Origin of the sequence: Microcoleus sp. S13_C3 (genome assembly GCF_036700905.1) — a bacterium.
GTDB lineage: Bacteria > Cyanobacteriota > Cyanobacteriia > Cyanobacteriales > Microcoleaceae > Microcoleus.
This window is the reverse complement of sequence record NZ_JAUBPT010000085.1, coordinates 16587-36085: the sequence shown is the minus strand read 5'-3', so window position 1 is coordinate 36085 and position 19499 is coordinate 16587. Positions and strand designations below refer to the sequence as shown.

The following is a 19499-nucleotide window of genomic DNA, read 5'->3' as shown; positions in this document are numbered from 1 at the left end:
GAAGCTAAGTGTCGGTTTTCCAAAAAAACAATACATCATATCATACTTTTGTATACTTGCAAAATCGGGATGCTCCCATTTTTATCCCCCTAAAAACCTTTGCTGAAATCCCTAATCTTGACTTATTAGAATATATCAGCGACGAATTTGCCAGTTGCGGAGTTGAGGCGCGATCGCAAACTGAATTCGCACTCAGTCAAGGCAGAGGTTTGATTTTATTGGACGGCTTAGATGAAGTGCCCGAATCAGATAGCGATGCAGTCGTCAGACAGATTCGTCAGTTTGTCCAAAAGTATTACAACAATCAGTTTATAATTACCTGTCGAATTGCCGCTTCTAAGTACAGATTTCACGACGAAGCGTTTACCTGTGTTGAGGTAGCAGATTTTAATAACAAGCAAATCGCTGCCTTTGCTCGCAATTGGTTTGTGGCATTTTCCCAGAATATGGAGGCAGGGAAAGCTTTAGCGTCTCAATTTGTAGAGCAGCTAAAAATGAATAAAAATCAGCAAATCCGAGAACTGGCAGTAACGCCTATCTTGTTGAATCTGACTTGTTTAGTATTCCAAGCCAAAGCAGATTTCCCATCCAACCGAGCCAAGTTGTATGAGGAAGGACTGGAAATTATGCTCAGAAAATGGGATGAAACTAGAGGCATTCAACGGGATGAAGTTTATCACGATTTGAATTTGTGCCGCAAGAAAGATTTACTTGCTTTTGTGGCAGCTATTACTTTTGAGCGGGGCGATTACTTTTTTGAAAAAAACACAGTTCAGCAATTGATTGCCGACTATCTGGCTAACTTACCCGATGCCACAACTGACCCGGTTCAGTTGGAGAGCCATAGTGAGGTTGTGCTGAAGGCGATCGAGGCACAACATGGATTATTAGTGGAAAGGGCAAGAGGGATTTATTCGTTTTCTCATCTAACATTCCAAGAGTATTTTACTGCTACAAAAATAGTTAACAACTCCACTCCACAAGCTTTGGAAAAACTGCTCAGCCACGTAACCGAGAAGCGTTGGCGAGAAGTTTTTTTGTTAGCAGTTGAGATGTTGCCAAAAGCTGATGATTTTTTACTGTTAATGAAACAACAAGTTGATGGACTGGTCGCTGAGGACGAGGAGTTACAGCAATTCCTACTGTGGGTAAACCAAAAATCCATTTCTGTTGATTTCCCCTACAAACCTGCGGCAGTGAGATTCTTTTACTTTTCCCTTCTCCCATCCCTTGAGCTTGCTCTTAATCGTAACCCTGAACGTTTACTTGACCCAGCCCTTTACCTTGCCGTTAAACATACCTTTGACTCTGCTATTGAACTTACCCTTGACCTTGTTCTTGACCTTGCCATTTTGCCTGTAATCGACGGTGCTATTGACCCAGCCCTTAGTCTTGCCCACGACATTCTTCTTTTCCCTGTTGTTGAACCTGAATTGATGCAAGCACTGCAAGAACTTAAGAAACAGCTACCTCACTCAGATGGTGACAAGGAAATATTTAGGCAATGGTGGCAAGCTAACGGACAAGTTTGGACTAGGGAATTAAGACAAATCATAATTTCCTATCGCAATATAGGTCACGATTGGGAATTTAGCCAACAGCAGAAGTCATTGCTAAGGAAGTATTACGATGCTAATAAATTGCTGGTATATTGCCTCAATAGCGCTTCTAATGTATCTCCGGCTGTGCGGCAGGAAATTGAGCAGACATTGCTGTTGCCGATCGCAAATCAGCAAAAAATCGGTGACAAGTGCGATCGAGTTTAATTGCTCGCCATCGCCCTCCCCTTCGCCTTTACATGGAGAGAGCCAGTGGAAATGATATAATGGCTAAAAGTTATTAGGATCGTCAATTAAATAATTTCCCTTTTTTCTTGTGGGATGGGCGTCCCGCCCGCCCAGAAAGGACGGGCGGGACGCCCATCCCACAACAAACAGGAAAAGTGGATTTTATTTAATTCTCATTCCTTAGAAGTAAAGCGCATGAACATTACTCTAAAACCTGACCATAATAAATTCATTGAAGCGCAAGTCAAAAGTGGCAAATATTCTTCGGTGGATGAGGTAATTGCTGCGGCGTTGGAACTACTCGCAGACAGAAGCGATCGGCAACAGAGCGATCTTTATCAAGAATGGGTCGATGAAACTCGTCCAAAAGTAGCGGCAGGACTAGCTCAGCTTGAACGCGGCGAAGGAATTGATGGGGAGATAGTTATAGCTAGATTGCGGGAAAAATTTCGCAAAATGCGGGAAAATCAACAATGAGCCGCTACATTATTTCCCCTGAAGCCAGTCGCGATCTCAATGAAATTACCGATTACTTTGCAACTAGGAATATAGATGCAGGTGAACAATTTGTTGAAGACTTTGATAAAAAGTGTCGTAATTTAGTTAAGTTCCCCAATATAGGGCGCAGTTACGAGGAACTAGCTTCTTCTGTGCGGGGAATTCCTATCAGGGGTTACATAATTCTTTATCGGGCGCTGGACAACTTAATTGAAATTGTTCGGATCGTGAGGGGAGAACGGGATTTACCTTCTCTATTTCTGATGAGGACGAGTGAAATTGCTGGTAGATTGCCTCAATAGCGGTTGTAATGTATCTCCTACTGTGCGGCAGGAAATTGAGGAGACATTGCTGTTACCGATCGCACATATCCAAAAAATCGGTGACAAGTACGCGCGTGCGAAGCTATCCCGTAGGGAATCGCCCGCTCTAATTCCACTCGCTACCTACTAGGATATTATATCATTTCCGGTTACACTCATACATGATGTTGACGGTTGACGGTTGACGGTTGACGCCGTGAACAGTGAACAGTGAACACTGAACAGTCAACAGTGAACAGTCAACAGTGAACTCAGATTTACTATTCCGATGAAGAGTGGATTTGATATTAAGATGCGATCGCCCCACAATTCGTCATTCAAAGCCACGAAAGCGTCAAAGCATATATCCACCTTGAAAAACTGGGAAAAACGGCAAAAAGCCCCCTTTTTTAGGGAGCTTAGCAACTTTCGTTATTGCTCAAAACAGAAATCCTACTGCGCCTTTGGCAATGACTTTTGAGGGGTTGCTACACCAACTTTGGGAATATCCATGATCGGTGCATTCACCCCAAGCATCAAATCGTTGGGATTAACAATCTCCACCAGAGGCTCGTTCAAAGCCACCATCAAACCGTCAGATTCAGCAGGAACGGGCGATCGAGCAAACTGAGGAGCAAACAATTGGCGGCCGCCACCGACACCAGACACCACCGCAATCAACAAAGCTGCGATCGCACCTCCACCCACAATCCAAGTTCGTTTCGGCTTGCGTTCCACGCGCTGCAAAACCTTCGTCGCCAACTCCTCGGCAGATTGTTGTGCAGCAGGCACCGGCATTGCCTGAAAACTCTGCTGCATCATCAGCAGTCGCGAGTACAAACGTTTCGTAGTGGGGTCATTTGTCAGCCACTCCTCAACTTGCCGGCGTTCTGTCGCCGTCACTTCACCGTCGAGGTAGGCACTTAGCAATTCAAAGCGATCGCGCATCATAGTAGTTACATTGCCCTGGGCATAATTGTTGTTAACTTGAGTTTCACCGAGTGAATCCCCCACGCCTTGCTGATTCTGATTTTTATCGGATTCAAAGTTACCACTCATAATTTCAGACTTGCTCTAATTGGGGAATCACGCACTCGGTATTAGAATGATTTACTGCTTATTTATATTTTAAAAGAGAAGTTTTGATGTCACAGCAAACTTCACCAAATCTTCTTAACCCGCCTCTGAAATTACTCTTGCTAATTACCATCGAGATATTTTTGCAATTCCAACTGCAATCTTTGGCGAGCTCTAGCAATTCTCGACTTGACAGTTCCCAGAGAAACTCCGGTCATTTCGGCTATTTCCTCATAGGCTAAACCTTCTATTTCTCTCAAAACAATTGTCGTGCGGAATACTTCCGGCAAATCTGCGATCGCCACCCGCAACTGGTCGTAAAATTCTCTCGTCGTCAAATCTTCATCTGGGCCCGGACTGTCGGCCGGAATTTCCCAATCAACCTCGCCATCTTCCAGAGTACGGGGTACGTCCAGCGACAGAGGAGTTCGCACCCGTTTGCGCTTCCGCAACTCATCGTAAAACAAATTAGTGGCGATGCGGCTCAGCCAGCCCCGAAATTTAACAGGCTCTTGCAAGCGGTTAATATTGCGGTAGACCCGAATCCACACTTCCTGAGCCAAGTCTGCTCGGTCTTGCCAGTCAGGGGCCAAGTGATAGAGAACCCTGTCTACGTGGGACTGATACCGCTTCAACAGTTCTGAAAAGGCCGTGGTCTCAGGTCGATTTCCTTCCTGACACCGCAACACCAAGTCATAATTAGAGAGTTTTTCGGCTGGCAATTGCACTCTTTGAACGGTCGCCACAACCGCAGACCAGGACACGGAAATAAAGTCGCTCATCGGTGGAATCGGCTCATCGAACATTCCACACTTTTTGACGTTAGGAGATCGTAACAAGTTCCCCTCTTCAATCTCAAATCTCAAATCTCAAATCTCAAATCGATTGACTAATGCCCGACAACCTCGCACGCTCCAATACTAACCCAACTGCTAGAACCGTCAGCCCAATGTTCCTTTTTCCAAATCGGTACATTGTGTTTGAGCGTATCTATGGCGTACTGGCAAGCTGCAAACGCTGAACCCCGGTGGGGACAGCCAACAGCCACCAATACGCTGATTTCCCCCACCTGCAAGTGTCCGACGCGGTGGTGAATAGCGACCCGATTGACATCGACCCACTGGCGGCGGATTTCAGTAGCAATTTGCTGGAATACTCGCACGGCCATCGGTTCGTACGCTTGATATTCTAGAGAAACTACAGCTTGACCGTCAGTTTGGTTGCGGACTGTACCGCTCATTATTACCACGGCTCCGTTCGCGGGGTCATCTGCCAAAGCGTATATTTCCTCTACAGACAGCGGCGCTAAGGTAATGGCGAAGCTGTCGGATTCATGGCGTTGAGGAATTGTACCGAGAGAAAGTGCAGCGAAGGAGTTCATTGCGAAAGAAGTGGTGCTGGATAACTCGATCGATCTTGACACAAATCAAGTCGCGATGGATTTGTCTTGCATTCTTGTCGGGGACACTGGGAGGCTAATCTTGAGACCCATCTTGTAGCACGGGTGAGGGCCCGACGCCTTCGCCCCGAACTTCTGCACCAGTGCGATCGGCTACAATATAACTAGCCCGAACCTAATGAAGACCGTGCTTGAATACGAGCAGGATGCTTTTTTATCTAGTTAACTGCCGATATTGCTGTAGCAATTCAATAAAGAAGCACCGAAATAAGTAGTGTCATTCGCAACTCAGTACAAGCCATTCCCCACCCCAATCCATAACTTCGTTCCCTTTTTAAGGACACAGTTAAGTTTAATTCTGCCCGGAGTTCTGATCCGCGTCGGCAAAATTTTTAGCAGTCGATGTAAACTTTATTTATTTTTTTGTTCCGGAAAGCTACATCAATGACATGATATACCTGTGCAGGGTTCAGGAACATTAGCCAATACTCGGCAAAAGCAAGACCTTAACGCCCTTTTGTGGCTTTTATGAAACATAAGTTAATACTTTGGGCTGTTAATTGAGGTTTTGACCTGAATCTGCACCAACAAATGTTAACCACAATCACGAGGAAACTATGGAAGCACTAGCATTGAGCCACTCTTTTGTTGCTTATGAATCTCCAGAGTCCGAACTCCAACTGGAATTGAAAATTCCTAATTCTGCATGGGTAGGCGTTGCAGGTATGGCAGTAGCTCTATCTGTTCTGGGTACCTCCGGTGAAGCGCAGGCAAGTTGCGGCTACCGTCACTGCGGCGGCCACAGCCGTCACAGCTACGCCGAAGTGGCAACCAACGGTGGCCGACTGAATATCCGCCACCGCCCCAATGGCTGTTCTCATGTCATCGGCAAGTTATACAATGGAGACAATGTGGCATTGACCGGTTATTACAGAAACGGCTGGGCCCAACTCAAAGGTGGCGGCTGGGTGAAAGCCTCGTGGCTCTCCTAACTCTTAACTAGAGCACTTTACATTTCTAGAAAGAGTTTTAATCGTTGCCCGGCCATACTGGGTAACGATTATTTTAAATATGCGATCGATCCTGAAAATCATGGAATATCCGAAATTCATGACTAACAACTAACAGCCTAAACTTTACCGCCGCCGATTAGATAAAGTAATGCCATCCGCACCGCCACGCCGCTGGTAACTTGCTGAGATATCAGGCTAAACTGGGCATCGTCCATCAAATCCGAACTAATTTCCACGCCACGGTTAACCGGGCCCGGGTGCAACACCTTCACATCCGGCTTGCAGAGTTTCAGTCGATCGCGCGTAATCCCGTACAAAGAATGGTACTCTCGTAAACTCGGCAGCAAATGGTCGCTCATCCGTTCCTTTTGCAGCCGCAAAGTCATCACAAAATCAGCATCGGCCAAAGCAGGTTCAAGCTGCCAGTGCAAAAATAACTTGCCTTCCCTACCATCGCCACACTCAGCAAACAACAGCGGTAGCAAAGTTGGGGGCCCGGCCAAATGAACTTCTGCCCCAGAAGCCGTTAGACTCCAAATATTAGACCTAGCCACCCGTGAATGCAAGATATCCCCCACCACAGCAATTTTTTTGCCCGCTAAAAGTTCCAGCCGCGGACGTTCGGTATCTAACAGAGCACAAATAGTAAATAAGTCTAGCAAACCTTGCGACGGGTGTTCGTGCTGACCGTCTCCAGCATTGAGAACGCTGACTCTTGACCCCAAGCGATCCATTTCCGAAGCAATCGTGCTGGGAACTCCAGCTTGTTCGTGCCGGATTACCATCAAATCCGTTCCCATCGCCAGATAAGTCTTAGCCGTATCCAGAATAGTCTCCCCCTTCGTTAGAGAAGAACTTCCAGGGGTAAAATTTAGCGTATCCGCCGACAGCCGTTTCGCCGCCAACTCAAAACTATTGCGAGTCCGGGTAGAAGGTTCAAAAAACAAATTCGCGACCACTTGACCCTGCAGGGCCGGCACTTTCTTCGTGCGGCGGCCGAGCACCTCGCGAAAACTGGCTGCTGTTTGTAGCACTGTATCGTATTCGTCCGAGGTAAAATCAGCCAGAGTGAGAATGTGTCGCCTTGTCCAAGTCATACAATTTTAGATTTTAGATTTGAGATTTTAGATTGACTCAATCAGGACGGAGGATGGGTTGGGAACTTGCTTGTACGCCCGCCCTGCTGTCGCCTTTGAATGTTCGATCGACATTTAGGGGTGGCGATCAACAGTATCCAACAATTTTTGATCGCTTTTGCGGTGAGTAGAGTTATAATCTGTTTATATAGCTCCGACCCCACTCTCACAGCGAACCCAGCGTCGAAGGTGAAACAGGTGTGGTTTACCCGCAGGAAAGCGGAAATTACGCTATACCAGCCAAAGCGCAGTAGTTGCAGTTTCTCTTACCCAAACTCAGCCTTTTCGAGAACAAGCCGAACGCAGCCCTTGCATCTGCCACTATGTGGAAACAACAATGTGGAAACAACGATGTGGAAACAATCGAGGCGGCCAACATCCCACTGTCGAGCGACAGCATATAGCGGGACATTTTAAAGATGATTAATTCTTTGAAGTCGGTCTTGACTCTTCAGTCCTGCTTATAGGGCCTTGTCAAAACGAACTCTGTTAAGATACAAGTTAAATATGTAGCTTCCCGACAAAAATCTACACGTATCTTGGCGAGACTGTTCTTGGCGAAACTGCGGTAAAAAGTGTGAGATCGGAAGTGGTAATTCACAAAATTTAAACAATTCAAGAGGTATTATGAGCCAGAAGGTTATACAGCCGATGGTTAAGTTCCAGCGTCAGGTGCATTCTCTCGTCACGTCTGACATTATCAAGCCCACAGACAGTATTTGGAAAATTGCTCTGCTTTACGGCGACGAATGGCCGTACTGGAAACAGCAATTGCTAGAGTTTGATTTTTCTATGCAAGACCCCGTGAGCGAATTGATAGCTGTAGAAGCTTGGGACGAGGAATAACAGAGGAGACGGAGGACTGGGGTGTCGGAGAGAAATTCCGAGGCGAGGGGGTAAATTTTCTTTGATAAATTTTCCGTTGCTAGCTTCTTCCCTCTTCCCTCGGACCTGGGCTCTGTTCCTAATGACTAATGACTAATGACTAATGACTAATGACCAATGACTAATGACTTCTGACTTTTGTTACAGCGAACCGGCTAAAGCTCGAGCTAATTGTTGAGCTGTTTGAAAGCGATCCCCAGGCTTAGCTGCCGTGGTTCGCAAAATGGTCTCTCGCAGCTTGGGGGCGATCGTCGGAATATTATCGAGCTTAAACCCGTAACCTCCAGGTATTTTCCCGTAAAAGTTTTGAGGGCTTTGGGCCGTCAGCAAAAAAATCAACGTAGGCCCAATAGCATATAAATCCGACTGAGGCAGAGGCTGTCCCCGGTCTTGTTCTGGTGCGGTGTAGCCTTCAACGCCGATGCGAGTGCCCGGAGGAGTGCCGATTTCTTTAACGGCTCCAAAATCCAGCACTGTAATGCGATTGTCCCGGTGCCGCACCAGCAAATTAGCAGGTTTAATATCCCGGTGGACGATCGGGGGTTTTTGAGAGTGAATGTAGTCCAAAACCTCACAGGTTTGGCTCATCCACTCTATTGCTTGTTGGGGAGCAACAGGCCCGCGGTTGTAGATGCGTTTTTCTAAATCCTCGCCGTGGAGCATTTCCATCACCAAGTATTTTTTGCCCCCTTCCACAAAAAAGTCAAAAAACTGAGGAATTCCCGGATGGTGGAGGGCCTTGAGAGTTTTAGCTTCACGTTCAAACAGTTCTTGAGCTTTGACTATTTGAGCCATGTCAGCATTCATTTCCTTGAGGACTACCAGAGAAGCTGCGGGGGAACTTCCGGGTTTTTGAGCTTTTGCTTTCTCTCGATCCCAGGCTAAAGTCGTTGTCCCCATACCGCCTTGGCCCAAAGTTCGCAGCACTTGGTAGTGGCGCACCGTGCGATCGACTTTAATCGGTTCGCCGCAGTGGATGCAGAATAAATTCCCCGGCGGGTTTCCCGCGTGGGTACACCTCGGTGCCGCGAGATTGACGGTGGGGTTCGCCTTAATTTGGCCGCCGAGTTCAATAGTAATCACTTGGAAATGCAGAATTGGGCCGCCCCGCGCCAACTGGATCATGGCACCGTCGGATATCCAACCCTGAGACATGAGAATACCGTTCACCAAAGTGCCATTTGTCCCGGAATTGACTAAGTACCACTGACTGGATTTCCCGCTATTAACTCTTTGCAGTTCCAGATGCTGCCGTGACACTAGAGCATTGGGGATCACAACGTGATTTTCGGGAGAGCGGCCGATGCGAATAATGGATTCGCTCTCGAAACTCCACTGTTGCAGGGGGGTCTGTTTTTCTGGATCTAAAAGAGTCAGCAGCATTTTCGCTTGATGTGGTTGAACTCCCTGATGTGGCAGTGAGAGTTGACGGGATTTATAGATTTGGGGCGTAGGGCTTTGAAAAATTAGCAATTAAAAATTACTTATGAGCTTCACAGGTGAGTTTCACTAAAACTTTATAATATCCTGATTGTGATTAAAGATTTCATAAACAATTAAGTTATCAATAGTTTTTGGGTAACAATTATGGGTAAAAATTCTGAGTGGTCGATCGCTCCTTAAAACACAGTCGATCGATTTAAAAATTGCCACAACAAAAACTAGGTAAACAATCGCTAAACTTTTACGTAAATTTGATGTGGCAGCAGATTGTGATGTCAGCCCCACATATATATGTAGGGCGGACACTTTCGACGTATGCCCACCTTGCCACGATAGCGATCGAGTATAAAACAGATTTCGCATTAGCCAGCCTGCATACTCACTTCATTTTATAGCAATCCTAAATCATTTGCATAATTATTGTAGGGGCAATCCCCCCGTGGTTGCCCGATAGATAGGGGGTAGGCACTCTTAGCACTACCTACAAATTTATCTGAATCATTTAGGATTGTTATAGTTGATTTTTTTTCATTAGACTAACTATTTTTGTAGGTTAAAGCTCTTTCAACTATGATGAATCCACTTACTATTAAGCCAATTTTCCCGGTAGATTCCATGAACCGAGTCTCAAAATTAAAGCTACTGATAAATGGTTAGTCCTCCACAGCTTTTCTGAAATCGTATGGGTTTGCAATCAGTTTTTGAGCAATCAAACTGAAGCTGTTTTAACACCGGATACCTAATAACAGAGGCAGCAGTAAAGCCTTGCCCGGAAACGGCAGAAGCTGTTTTTTTTCTCTGCAACAATTGCAGGTTTAACCCAGGCGGTCACGGGGGAAAGCACCACCTTTGAAAAAGTTGGCAGCATCCAAATTCTAAAATCGAAATGCGCCTACCTGCGCCCGAATGATAATTGCCGTGATATTGTCGTGACCGTTGCGTTTGTTGCCCAGTTCAATCAATTGAGCAACTCCCTGGTCGAGATCAGCTTGGGGATTGAACAGGGGTTCGAGAGTGTTCTGCCAGTGAGTTTCCAACAAATCATTATCTGTCAGGCCGTCCGAAGCCAAAATTAATAAGGTATCTTCGCACAAGTCTAAAAACTGCACCTCTGGCTTGAGAAAATTACTGTCTCGCGGGCCGATGGCTTGAGTTAGTTGATAGGCGTCGGGACGGGCATAAGCAGTTTCCGGGTCAACCCCGCGCTTAATTTCGCGCTGGCCTACTTCGTGGTCTGAGGTGATTTTTTCTAGGGTTTGTCCTTTTCTCAGTCGGTAGAGGCGGCTGTCGCCGACGTGGGCAACGGCGAATTGGGTGTCTTGAACTAAGACTGCGACTAGAGTTGTACCCATGCGGGCGCTGCCGGAGCGTCCGTCCTTTTGATTGATTTCAAAGATGGCTTTGTTGGCTAGCAGCACTCCCTCGCGGATGGTGTCTGCCGGAGGTAGTTGATTTTCCCAACGGGTTTGAAAGAATTCTCTGAGGGTTTCAGCCGCTAGTTGACTGGCTACTTCTCCGCTGTCGTGTCCGCCCATGCCGTCGCAGAGAATGTAAAGCCCTTTGGTTTGAAAGATGCGACCGAAGGAGCTTTCGAGTTTGTTGAGCTGAGTCCAGATGCTGAAGAAGTCTTCGTTGTGGTCGCGGGTGCGGCCCACATCGGTGAGGCCTGCGTCTTCTAAGCTGTAAATCTGGAGTGGCATTGGCTGGGTTAAGACCTCGCCAACCTCGGGGGGGGACTCGTCGGGGCTGCGGTAATGCCTGCGCGTCGGGGTTGAGCTTGGTGAAGGTGCGGTTTGGAGTTCGAGGGGAACTGTTTCTAGGCGCGATCGCAACTCTTCGATTGTGCTAATCTCGCCTCTGTACATTTGTTGCAGCAGTTCGAGCAATGCGCCAAACTGAGTGCGACGATCGGACTGGCTAAATATCACCTGCCACAATTGCCCCAAATCTACCAGTTGCAGGTTTGAGCCGGCGGGTTCGGGATAGAGGTATTGCAGCCGCAAAGAAGCCAAGGAAAAGGAAGAGTCGGGGTTGACTCGCAAATTTGTCAGTTCCAACAAGCTTTGCCGACAGCGCCAGGGTTCTAGGGCAGCCCAGAGTTCTGTCATTTCGTGCAGCCAGTATAAAATTTGCTGGGTGGAAGTTTCGGGTTGACTCCAGCGTTCTACCAGCAGCGGCCATTGGGAGCAGTCTTCTAGCAGCAGCACTGCCTGTTCGTTGTCTGACCAGCTATCGTGAATGACTGGCAGGTTTTGAGAGAATTGCCACCGCAGTGCCAGATAAGGTTCAGCTATGCCTTGGCAAAGCTCTGCTAAGGCGGAATTGGTTGAATTTTCTCCGCCTTTGATTGCTGCGGTATAGGGGGATGTTCGTCGGGCGACGCTGGCAGAGTTGGCTGCTAGCATGGCTTTGAGGGGTGACATTTCCAGTGGCTGACAGTCCAATACTGTTACTTCTACTGTGTCTGAGCGTTTTCTCGGCGGCACGGTTTCTAGGAGTTGGTAGCGCTGCTGAGTGTCTAAATAAGCTCCTGCTTGCTGGGAAGGGATTAAATATTCTGAATTGGGGATGGGGAATTCTGGAGATTGGGGGGAGGTGTCAGCTATGTTTGGGCTGTCGGGGTTCTCGGTTGCTTCCTGGATTTGTTTAGGCTGTGGTGCGGTTGTAAAATGCTGCTCAGATGGGGTTATTTCGCGCTCTGGTGCTGTAGTAGAGCTTTTTTCTGTTGTTTGAAAGGATGCTGGTGCGATCGCCCCCACGGCTACCACAGTGTCAATTTCTGGGCTGCTGAACTCGGCGACTTCGGTCAGTGGAGAAGTTGGTTCGACTGCTGTTGGGAGTTCGGCTGGGGTGGTGATTTTTGTTTTAATGGCGTCTGTGATTGGTTCAGAAGAGTTTTGGGGCGCTGGGATTTCTGGAACGATCTCTGCTTTTTGGGGAAATTCGGCTGGGGGTATGGTTGACTCGTCTGCCTCGACTGCTGGAAAATTCGAGCGACCGCAGATAATGGCCCGCCACACTTGACCTGTTGCGACGCCGCAATTCTGACATAATGCGGCGCTAAAAGCGACTTGGGCACCGCATTCGTGGCAAGGTTTGTAAATTAGGGAATTTCCGCATTGTTGACAAAACTTGTTTGGATTGGGATTTTCAAATTGGCAGCGGGGACACAGAAGCATAGGGGTTTTAAATTGGATATGGGCGATCGAGTGAAAGCGGTGGGGAGTTTTGGGTTTTGGCCTGTGAGTTAGGAGTTATGAGTTTTGGGCCTGAGTCGCAACGGATAACTCCCATTGCCCTATGCCTTATTTTATCGGGATGAATTCAGAAGTAAGATATTTCTTAGAACTGAGATCTTGCATCCGTGTCAGGAATAGGCCTCTTAAGCCCTATCCACAAAAATTTCTCTCGCTTCAGGGCCCCAAAAGCCAGCCCCACCGGTGGTAACAGCGTGCGTACCCCATAAGAAAAGTTATCTCAGGAGTGGAACTGGCATCCTGCCTATGCTTAACCATAGTGGCAGATATCAGTTAGAACTGAGATGTTGCACCCTTCTCAAGAACAGGCAAGATGCCTGTTCCACAAAAGATAAATTTTCTTGTGGAACAGGCATCTTGCCTGTTCAGAAAAGGCTTATTGACAATAGTCCAATATCTCAGTTAGAAGGGATTTGCTGTAGAATCTTCTTGGAAAACGGTTTCTCGGGCGATCGACACAATGGTGGAGAGGGGTACTTCACAGAAATATTTCCGCCGGAATTGTTCTTCGGAGACTGCTGCTAGGAATTGCGCTGCAAAACGGGTGGCGATGGGGGAATTTGGCACTGAGAATTGGGTGGATTGGCTATCTAATAACGGTTGGGGGATTTGATCGGGCGCGTCTTGCTGCTGTGCGGTTTCGGGTTGTCTGGTGATGTGGAAAGCTCGATCGCGATAATTGATTTTAAAACCGAGATATGTTAGGGTTTTGAACCCTAGTTGCAGGGAGGTGTCGCTGATGCCGAGTTTTTGGCGCAGTTGCTGTCTGGTGACGGGTTTTTTGGTGCGGCTGAGATATTTGGCGATGCCGATTAGCTGTTGGCAGATTTGCTGTGGGGGTACGAGTGGGGGTAATGTGTAGGCGATCGCGAGTTTTTTCTGAGTGTGCTGTGCTTGCCGAAACCAGATCCGCAGTTCGTCCCAGCTTGCGGGGCATTCTTTGAGGACGATCGAGTTTTCGCGATCGACCATTTCGGAATTGTAAACTAGATTGTCGATCGGCATTGGAGATTCTAAGTTTGTGCTGGCTGCTAACAACTCTTCATCATTATTTCTCTTGCGCCAGTCTACGATCCAATCTATTTTAGTCGGGGAATAGATTTGATTGTCTTCCGTGCGTTCCCGCACTGCTACGAGACGCACTTCATACCGCGATTTGTAAGTATTAAAATCTAGTTCTACCGTAACATCGCAGCGGCCTTGGGGAACTTCGTTTTGATTGTGTCCCCACCAAATGCCGGGAAATCCCGTATCGCTAGATTCATCCCTAATTATAAATTCTGTTTTGATATATTCTACTTTTTGCCCTTTCAAATCCTTAATTTTTTGATTCCACAGATTGTCAAACCAGCAGTTTTCAATCAGCAATTTGGGTGCGGGGTTGCCCATACCGCAAGGTTCGAGCAATTTTAGTTCTTGAAATAAGTCCTTGCCTAATTCGGAGACAGTAATTTTTAGGTCTGCTTGAACGGGGGCGGCTGTTAAACTATCTGTGCTGTATTGTTGTCGCAGTTGCTGATTTACCGCATCTGTAAATAGGGGGATATTTTCAACTGGGAGACTCAATCCGGCGGCGAAAGGATGACCGCCAAATCTGTCCAATAAATGCGCTTGGTCTTTGACTAATTGGTAAAGATCGATTTGATTTGCCGAACGCGCCGAACCCCTGGCAATTTTGGATGGAGAAAGTGTTTGTGATTCTGAATCTAAGAAAGAGGTAAATTGCGTTTCCGGGGAATTTTCGTTAATTTCTTCGCTTCCTTCTGTGCTGAATAAAATCACGGGGCGACCGTATTCTTGGGCGATTTGTCCCGCTACTAATCCTAATACTCCTACCGGCCATTGCGGGTCGCTGAGGACGATGACGCTAGTAGTTGAGAGGTCGAGTTTGGCTAATTTGGCGGCGGCATCTTTGGCAACATCTTTTTGTAAAGATTTGCGTCGGGAGTTGGCAATTTCGGTTAAATTTGCTAGTTCTTCACAGCGTTTTTTGTCGCGGCTGGTGAGGAGTTCTACGCAGAAGCTGGCGTCACCTTGAATGCGGCTGACGGCGTTGATTCGGGGGCCGAGCCCGAAGGAAATGTCGGTTGGGCGATCGCCCGATCTTTTGCACAGTTCGAGCAATTTTGCAACTCCTGGGCGGGTGGGATTTGTGAGTTGTTTTTGCAGTTGTTCGATTCCGAGTTGTGCTAGGTAGCGGCAGTCTCCTGTGAGTTGGACTAAATCGGCAATTAAGCCGATCGCTACTAATTCTAATAAATCTGCGATCGGGCGCTGCGGAATATCTGGGAATGTGTGATATAATGCTTCAACTAATTTGTAAGCTACTCCAACTCCTGAAAGGTTAAATAGTTGGTGGTTTGGGGGAAAGTAGCGGGGATTGATAATGGCTGTAGCTGGCGGGCGATCGTCTGGTAATGTATGATGGTCGGTGATAATTGTATCGATGTTTAAGCTGGTGGCATATTCGATTTCAGCGATGTTTGTACTGCCGGTATCGCAGGTAATAATTAAGCTAATTCCCGATTTTGCTAAGGCATCTATTCCTGCAATATTGAGTCCGTGAGATTCGGTTAAGCGGTTGGGAATATAATAAATTAGTTGGTCATTTTGAGTAAAGAATTCTCCCAGTCCGTCCCAAAGTACGGAGGTTGAGGTAATGCCGTCGGCGTCGAAGTCTCCCCAAATTGCGACTTTTTCTGCGCTGTTTCGTGCTTGCTGGATTCTTTCTATCGCCCAGTTCATTTCTAGTCCGAATTCAAAGGGACTTGCTGGTTGATAAAGTTGGGGATTTAAAAAACCGGGTATTTGTTCGGGGTTGTGAATTCCTCTATACCAGAGAAGTGCAGCGGCATAGTGTCCGGGGAGTTCTGGTGCATGGTTTCTGACAGCTTGGATCAGCCAAGCTGGGGGCTGGGATAGGGGGTGAGTTGGCAAATTTTGAAGTAGTTCTGTCATAAGTTATTTCATTAATTCCTGTAGGGGCGGGTTCACCAACAATCTTTCATTCACATCCACAATATCTATAAACCCGCCCCCACCGGGGACTAATAGTTGGCATAGTAAAAGATTTGAATTAAATAGACATTTCCTCAATGATAGCAAGATTTGGCAGCCAATCTGTGGGAGTTTCTGCGGAAAGATTGGGTGAGGAAGCTGTCTTGTCTGTTGTGCGGTTGCAGCGAGTGGCAAATTGACAGGAATCGCAAAGATTGGAACTAATTTCTACTTGGGGTAAGAATTCGCCGCCTTCGGTATAGCGCTGTCGCCAGTCGGTTAGCTGCTGCAATAGGTGGGTTAAATCTTGTTTTGTGCGATCGTGTTCTGTTTGGTTGTATGAAAATGTGAGTTTTTGTGGCGGTTCTTCTCCTTGCAATTGTACGAACCAGTATGTCAGGGAAACTTGTTCGGGGGAATAGTCGCTGGTTTCTACTAAGACATATAAATAGAGGCGAGTTTGCCAACTTTCGGCTATCCATTTTGATTTTTGAGGGCGGGGATAGGTTTTCCAGTCGAGAATTTGCGCGGCGTTTGGTTCTGCTATTAGCAAGTCATAGATAACGGTGAATAGGTAGTCTTGGAAAATTAGGGTGCGGGGGTGTTCGGCTTGGCGGAAAATTCGATCGCTATTTTCTGAATTAGCGAAAAGTTCGGGTGCGGTGTTGATAAATGCTGCCACACAGCGTCCCAGTTCGGGGTCTTGTTGGATGATGAATTCAATGGGAAGTCCGAGTTCTCGCTGCTGCATTAATAGGTGAAAGTGGCTTCCCCATGTGAGTTTTTCTTTGTGTTCTGGGGAGGCGGTGGTGGCTAGTAGTTCGAGGTAGCTGTGTTGGAATTTGCGGGGGCATTCTTCGAGGATTTTGAGTTGGGTTTGGGAGAGTCGGAGCATTTTTTTATGATTTTAGATTTTATATTTTTTAGGATTGTAAGGGGTATAGATCTTTTTTTAACCGCAGATGTCGGCAGATGGACGGAGATAAACGCAGATAAATTAGGGCGAGTGATCGCATTTTTGGAGGAGAGTGCGATCGCCCTTTGCTTCCCCAAGTGCGATCGCCCGTTCAGATATATCCAACGCTAATTAATCTTCCCCTAACTCTGAAAACAATAATTCCAAGTCTCGATCGCCCCGCAGCACGCGAGCAATATCAATCCCGTCCGATCTCGGGTAATAAAAAATTAAATAATCCCTAACAATAAATCCGCGCAAGTTGGGGGATAAGCTGTGTTGCATCTAGATTGCCTATGGTATTAGAGAGGGAGAAGGTCCGATGGGGATCGGGGGAGAGGATTTGGCGATTTTTGATCGGGACTCGAAATATACAATTTAAATGCACAACAGCTTAACCTCTCATAGCGTTTGCCCATATTGGGAAATTCGGCGACAAGTTTACATTTTTGACGAATTGCATCAAAAAGCTCGCTGGCTGGGGAGCATCTCATATTTGTAAAAATACTTCTTCTGGCTCCTTCCTTCTTCTGGCTTCTTCCTTCTTCCTCTTTCCTTCTTCCTCCTGCCTCCTGCCTCCTGCCTCCTGCCTCCTGCCTCAAAACTCCAATTTCTAGCGGAGGGCTGCAAAGGTGAGATGCTCCCGCTGGCTGCCCTGGAACTATTGCCAGCAATGTACTCACAAATCTCATTCAAGTCTCGGACGGCTTCATCTGAAAATGTATAACTGTTCATGCCCCTGACTGTTCTCTTCGATCGATCTTTTCTTGAATTTTGGCAAACACAATTTCTCCATCTGTCACTTGTCCCTTAGCAATTTGTGCAGTTCCCACTGCTATTTTCTGGCGGAGTTCTTCGATGCGTTGTTTTCGTTCTCTTAAAAGTGCGATCGCTTCTCCAATTAGTTCTTCAGCGCTGCCATATTTTCCGCTTTGAATTTGCGATCGAATAAACTCTTCGTATTCCGGCTTTAAGACAATATTCATTGACCTGCTCCTTTAAATCACAGAAAGGTTACTGCACGACCGTGACATCTTTTGTAGATTAGCTTAGCACAAATATCAACATTCTCACAGATTGTGGCAGCCCTAGAGTCGAGCTTGAAAAAATTATTGTGAATCGCGTGCGATCCTCTTCGAGGGCTTCGCTAACGTACTTTTCGCCAACCTCTCTACAAATTCCCAACTTGTTGAGCAAACCACATCGCCGCCGTCCCATTTCCCTCACCCAAAAGTTTCAAAGTATCCGACAGCAAAGCAATTGGCAATCCCTCAAGCGCACCGGAAATTTCGCATTCCTGATATTTCCCGTTTTCCTGCAAGCGAAATGCCAAAACTCTCTCGCCCTTAATATCTACTACCCAATACTCAGGAATTCCCAAAGCAGCATAAAGCCGCTTTTTTTCATCTAAATCGCTGGCCAAAGTAGTATCGGAAGTTTCTATGACTAAATCGGGAATTCGCGATTTATTTAGATTAAGTCGGCGCGGTTCCCCTTTTTGCCACTGGATGAATTCTCCGCCGACATATAAAATGCGATCGGGCGCACCTCCTCCCACCTTTGGCTTCTCAATTACACATCCACCCAAATCATCGAAAGCTTGTCCTCCTTTGCTGACAAACCAGGCGTAAAATACCAGTGTCAAGAGGTTGTTAAATCTGGCGTGCTGAGGCCCTTCATTACCCATGTCTATCCAAAGATATCCTTCATAAAAAAATATTCTGGCTTCCTCCAAAGATGGATCTTCGCAGGCTGCTACATAATCTTCCCACGTCGCGGCTTGCCATTGGGGAATTTGACCCACTGGAGACACGATGAATTTTGTAGTTGTAGAAGTCATGATTTAAAAGCAAATTGAGGATATTTTTATCCTAACTTAAGTCGCTATTTATAGCCGAAGGAAGAAGGAAGGCACTACACGGATACACGGATGAATTACCGAGTCTGAGTCATTCTTAAAAAGGAAGAAGGAAAATACAAGAAAGATCGACTTGCAGTCAGACGAAGGGGGCGGGCACGGGGGCACCGCCCCTACAAATGGCGATCGCAATCCTTGTGCTTATCGAATTGCTGTGGGCGCCGCAATTGGTACTTCTAAGTCTGGTTGCAAGTCAAAGACTACGACAAGCGTTGCTTGAGGCATCAGTTGACGCAGACATAGCAAGTGTCCGTCAGCATCCGATCGACTGCGAAATCGCCCCACAATCGCCCGCTGCATACTGGGCATGAGTTTGGCGATCGCCCAAGGGTAAAGGCGTTTTTGGTACGCGATCGCACTAGGATTCGCAGCGCATCCCTGTTGATAACCGTTTTGTGGCATGATGGTTTAGTATCCTCTATGGACTACAGGAAAGGGCGTTAGTAAGTCTCTTGCCGGAAATCGACTAACGCCTCTACTACTATGATTAAACACCAAATCGGTCATATCCGCCAACTATTGACGGTAAAACTTAACGCTTTGTCGATCAAAAGGTTCGGTCAGCTATGGATCTGAGAGCCTTAAGAGAACGTGCGGGGCTGAAAATTATAGACGTAGCACATATACTAGAATGTGCGGAATCTTCAATTCGCAACTGGGAAAAGGGTCGAACATTGCCAAAAATGGAAGTTTGGCAAGTATTCCGAATGCGGGACTTGTATCGATGTACCGAAGCGGAGTTAGTGCTAGCTGTCAAAAAGTCAATGCCGATGGAAAAGAAAGAACAGACAAAACTGACAGAGTAAGAATCCTCTGGATTTATTAGAGAATG

20 protein-coding genes are annotated in these 19499 nt (G+C 46.8%); 7 read left to right on the top strand and 13 right to left on the bottom strand.

What is annotated here, in order from left to right; translation table 11 throughout:
• The first annotated feature begins 8 nt into the window (after positions 1-8).
• The 4 genes from QUA16_RS21950 to QUA16_RS37010 all read left to right on the top strand — a co-directional run bounded on the left by QUA16_RS21950 (position 9) and on the right by QUA16_RS37010 (position 2738).
• Positions 9-1766, top strand: a complete 1758-nt coding sequence (locus QUA16_RS21950) for an NACHT domain-containing NTPase (protein WP_333105649.1) — start codon at positions 9-11, stop codon at positions 1764-1766.
• Positions 1767-1982: 216 nt separating this feature from the next.
• Entirely contained in the window at positions 1983-2264 is a 282-nt protein-coding gene (locus tag QUA16_RS21945; protein WP_333105648.1) for a type II toxin-antitoxin system ParD family antitoxin, read from the top strand.
• The gene (locus QUA16_RS21940; RefSeq protein WP_333105646.1) at positions 2261-2587 is read left to right on the top strand and encodes a type II toxin-antitoxin system RelE/ParE family toxin; all 327 of its coding nucleotides are present in this window, start codon (positions 2261-2263) and stop codon (positions 2585-2587) included. Before QUA16_RS21945 ends, QUA16_RS21940 begins: the two co-directional genes overlap by 4 nt.
• Positions 2559-2738: an NACHT C-terminal helical domain 2-containing protein gene (locus QUA16_RS37010; RefSeq protein ID WP_445252188.1), complete on the top strand. Its 180-nt coding sequence runs from the start codon at positions 2559-2561 to the stop codon at positions 2736-2738. Before QUA16_RS21940 ends, QUA16_RS37010 begins: the two co-directional genes overlap by 29 nt.
• Before the next feature lie 302 nt (positions 2739-3040).
• Here QUA16_RS37010 and QUA16_RS21935 read toward each other — a convergent pair whose 3' ends face one another.
• The 3 genes from QUA16_RS21935 to QUA16_RS21925 form a co-directional block, all read right to left on the bottom strand.
• Positions 3041-3646 carry a zf-HC2 domain-containing protein gene (locus QUA16_RS21935; protein WP_333105645.1) on the bottom strand — a complete coding sequence of 202 codons (606 nt, stop codon included), beginning with the start codon at positions 3644-3646 and terminating at the stop codon, positions 3041-3043.
• Positions 3647-3786: 140 nt separating this feature from the next.
• Entirely contained in the window at positions 3787-4446 is a 660-nt protein-coding gene (locus tag QUA16_RS21930; RefSeq protein WP_041622468.1) for a sigma-70 family RNA polymerase sigma factor, read from the bottom strand.
• Between the two features lie 107 nt (positions 4447-4553).
• Entirely contained in the window at positions 4554-5045 is a 492-nt protein-coding gene (locus QUA16_RS21925) for a molybdenum cofactor biosynthesis protein MoaE (protein ID WP_333105651.1), read from the bottom strand.
• Positions 5046-5680: 635 nt separating this feature from the next.
• Here QUA16_RS21925 and QUA16_RS21920 point away from each other — a divergent pair.
• Positions 5681-6055: an SH3 domain-containing protein gene (locus tag QUA16_RS21920; protein ID WP_333105643.1), complete on the top strand. Its 375-nt coding sequence runs from the start codon at positions 5681-5683 to the stop codon at positions 6053-6055.
• Between the two features lie 137 nt (positions 6056-6192).
• On the opposite strand, the gene QUA16_RS21915 is transcribed toward QUA16_RS21920, so the two are convergent.
• Positions 6193-7173, bottom strand: coding sequence for an aspartate carbamoyltransferase catalytic subunit (locus tag QUA16_RS21915; protein ID WP_333037021.1), 981 nt, complete (start codon positions 7171-7173; stop codon positions 6193-6195).
• A gap of 666 nt (positions 7174-7839) precedes the next feature.
• Here QUA16_RS21915 and QUA16_RS21910 point away from each other — a divergent pair.
• Positions 7840-8058: a DUF4327 family protein gene (locus QUA16_RS21910; protein ID WP_193973492.1), complete on the top strand. Its 219-nt coding sequence runs from the start codon at positions 7840-7842 to the stop codon at positions 8056-8058.
• A 180-nt stretch (positions 8059-8238) separates the two neighbouring features.
• Here QUA16_RS21910 and QUA16_RS21905 read toward each other — a convergent pair whose 3' ends face one another.
• The 9 genes from QUA16_RS21905 to QUA16_RS21865 form a co-directional block, all read right to left on the bottom strand.
• On the bottom strand, positions 8239-9480 hold the full coding sequence (locus QUA16_RS21905) for a protein kinase domain-containing protein (protein WP_333105650.1): 1242 nt from the start codon (positions 9478-9480) through the stop codon (positions 8239-8241).
• Positions 9481-10415: 935 nt separating this feature from the next.
• On the bottom strand, positions 10416-12719 hold the full coding sequence (locus QUA16_RS21900) for a serine/threonine phosphatase (RefSeq protein WP_333105642.1): 2304 nt from the start codon (positions 12717-12719) through the stop codon (positions 10416-10418).
• 480 nt (positions 12720-13199) lie between these two features.
• Complete coding sequence (locus QUA16_RS21895; RefSeq protein WP_333105641.1) at positions 13200-15755, bottom strand: DHH family phosphoesterase; 2556 nt, start codon at positions 15753-15755, stop codon at positions 13200-13202.
• Between the two features lie 118 nt (positions 15756-15873).
• Complete coding sequence (locus tag QUA16_RS21890; RefSeq protein WP_333105640.1) at positions 15874-16689, bottom strand: PD-(D/E)XK nuclease family protein; 816 nt, start codon at positions 16687-16689, stop codon at positions 15874-15876.
• A 192-nt stretch (positions 16690-16881) separates the two neighbouring features.
• Entirely contained in the window at positions 16882-17034 is a 153-nt protein-coding gene (locus tag QUA16_RS21885) for a hypothetical protein (RefSeq protein WP_333105638.1), read from the bottom strand.
• Between the two features lie 177 nt (positions 17035-17211).
• Positions 17212-17484, bottom strand: a complete 273-nt coding sequence (locus tag QUA16_RS21880) for a hypothetical protein (protein ID WP_333105637.1) — start codon at positions 17482-17484, stop codon at positions 17212-17214.
• Positions 17481-17735 carry a type II toxin-antitoxin system ParD family antitoxin gene (locus QUA16_RS21875; protein ID WP_333105636.1) on the bottom strand — a complete coding sequence of 85 codons (255 nt, stop codon included), beginning with the start codon at positions 17733-17735 and terminating at the stop codon, positions 17481-17483. Before QUA16_RS21875 ends, QUA16_RS21880 begins: the two co-directional genes overlap by 4 nt.
• 185 nt (positions 17736-17920) lie before the next feature.
• Positions 17921-18589 (bottom strand): Uma2 family endonuclease, encoded by a 669-nt coding sequence (locus tag QUA16_RS21870; protein WP_333105635.1) that lies wholly within the window; start codon positions 18587-18589, stop codon positions 17921-17923.
• Positions 18590-18808: 219 nt separating this feature from the next.
• Positions 18809-19069, bottom strand: a complete 261-nt coding sequence (locus QUA16_RS21865) for a hypothetical protein (RefSeq protein ID WP_333105634.1) — start codon at positions 19067-19069, stop codon at positions 18809-18811.
• 164 nt (positions 19070-19233) lie between these two features.
• On the opposite strand from QUA16_RS21865, the gene QUA16_RS21860 reads away from it, so the two are divergent.
• On the top strand, positions 19234-19473 hold the full coding sequence (locus QUA16_RS21860; RefSeq protein WP_333105633.1) for a helix-turn-helix transcriptional regulator: 240 nt from the start codon (positions 19234-19236) through the stop codon (positions 19471-19473).
• Positions 19474-19499 lie beyond the last annotated feature (26 nt).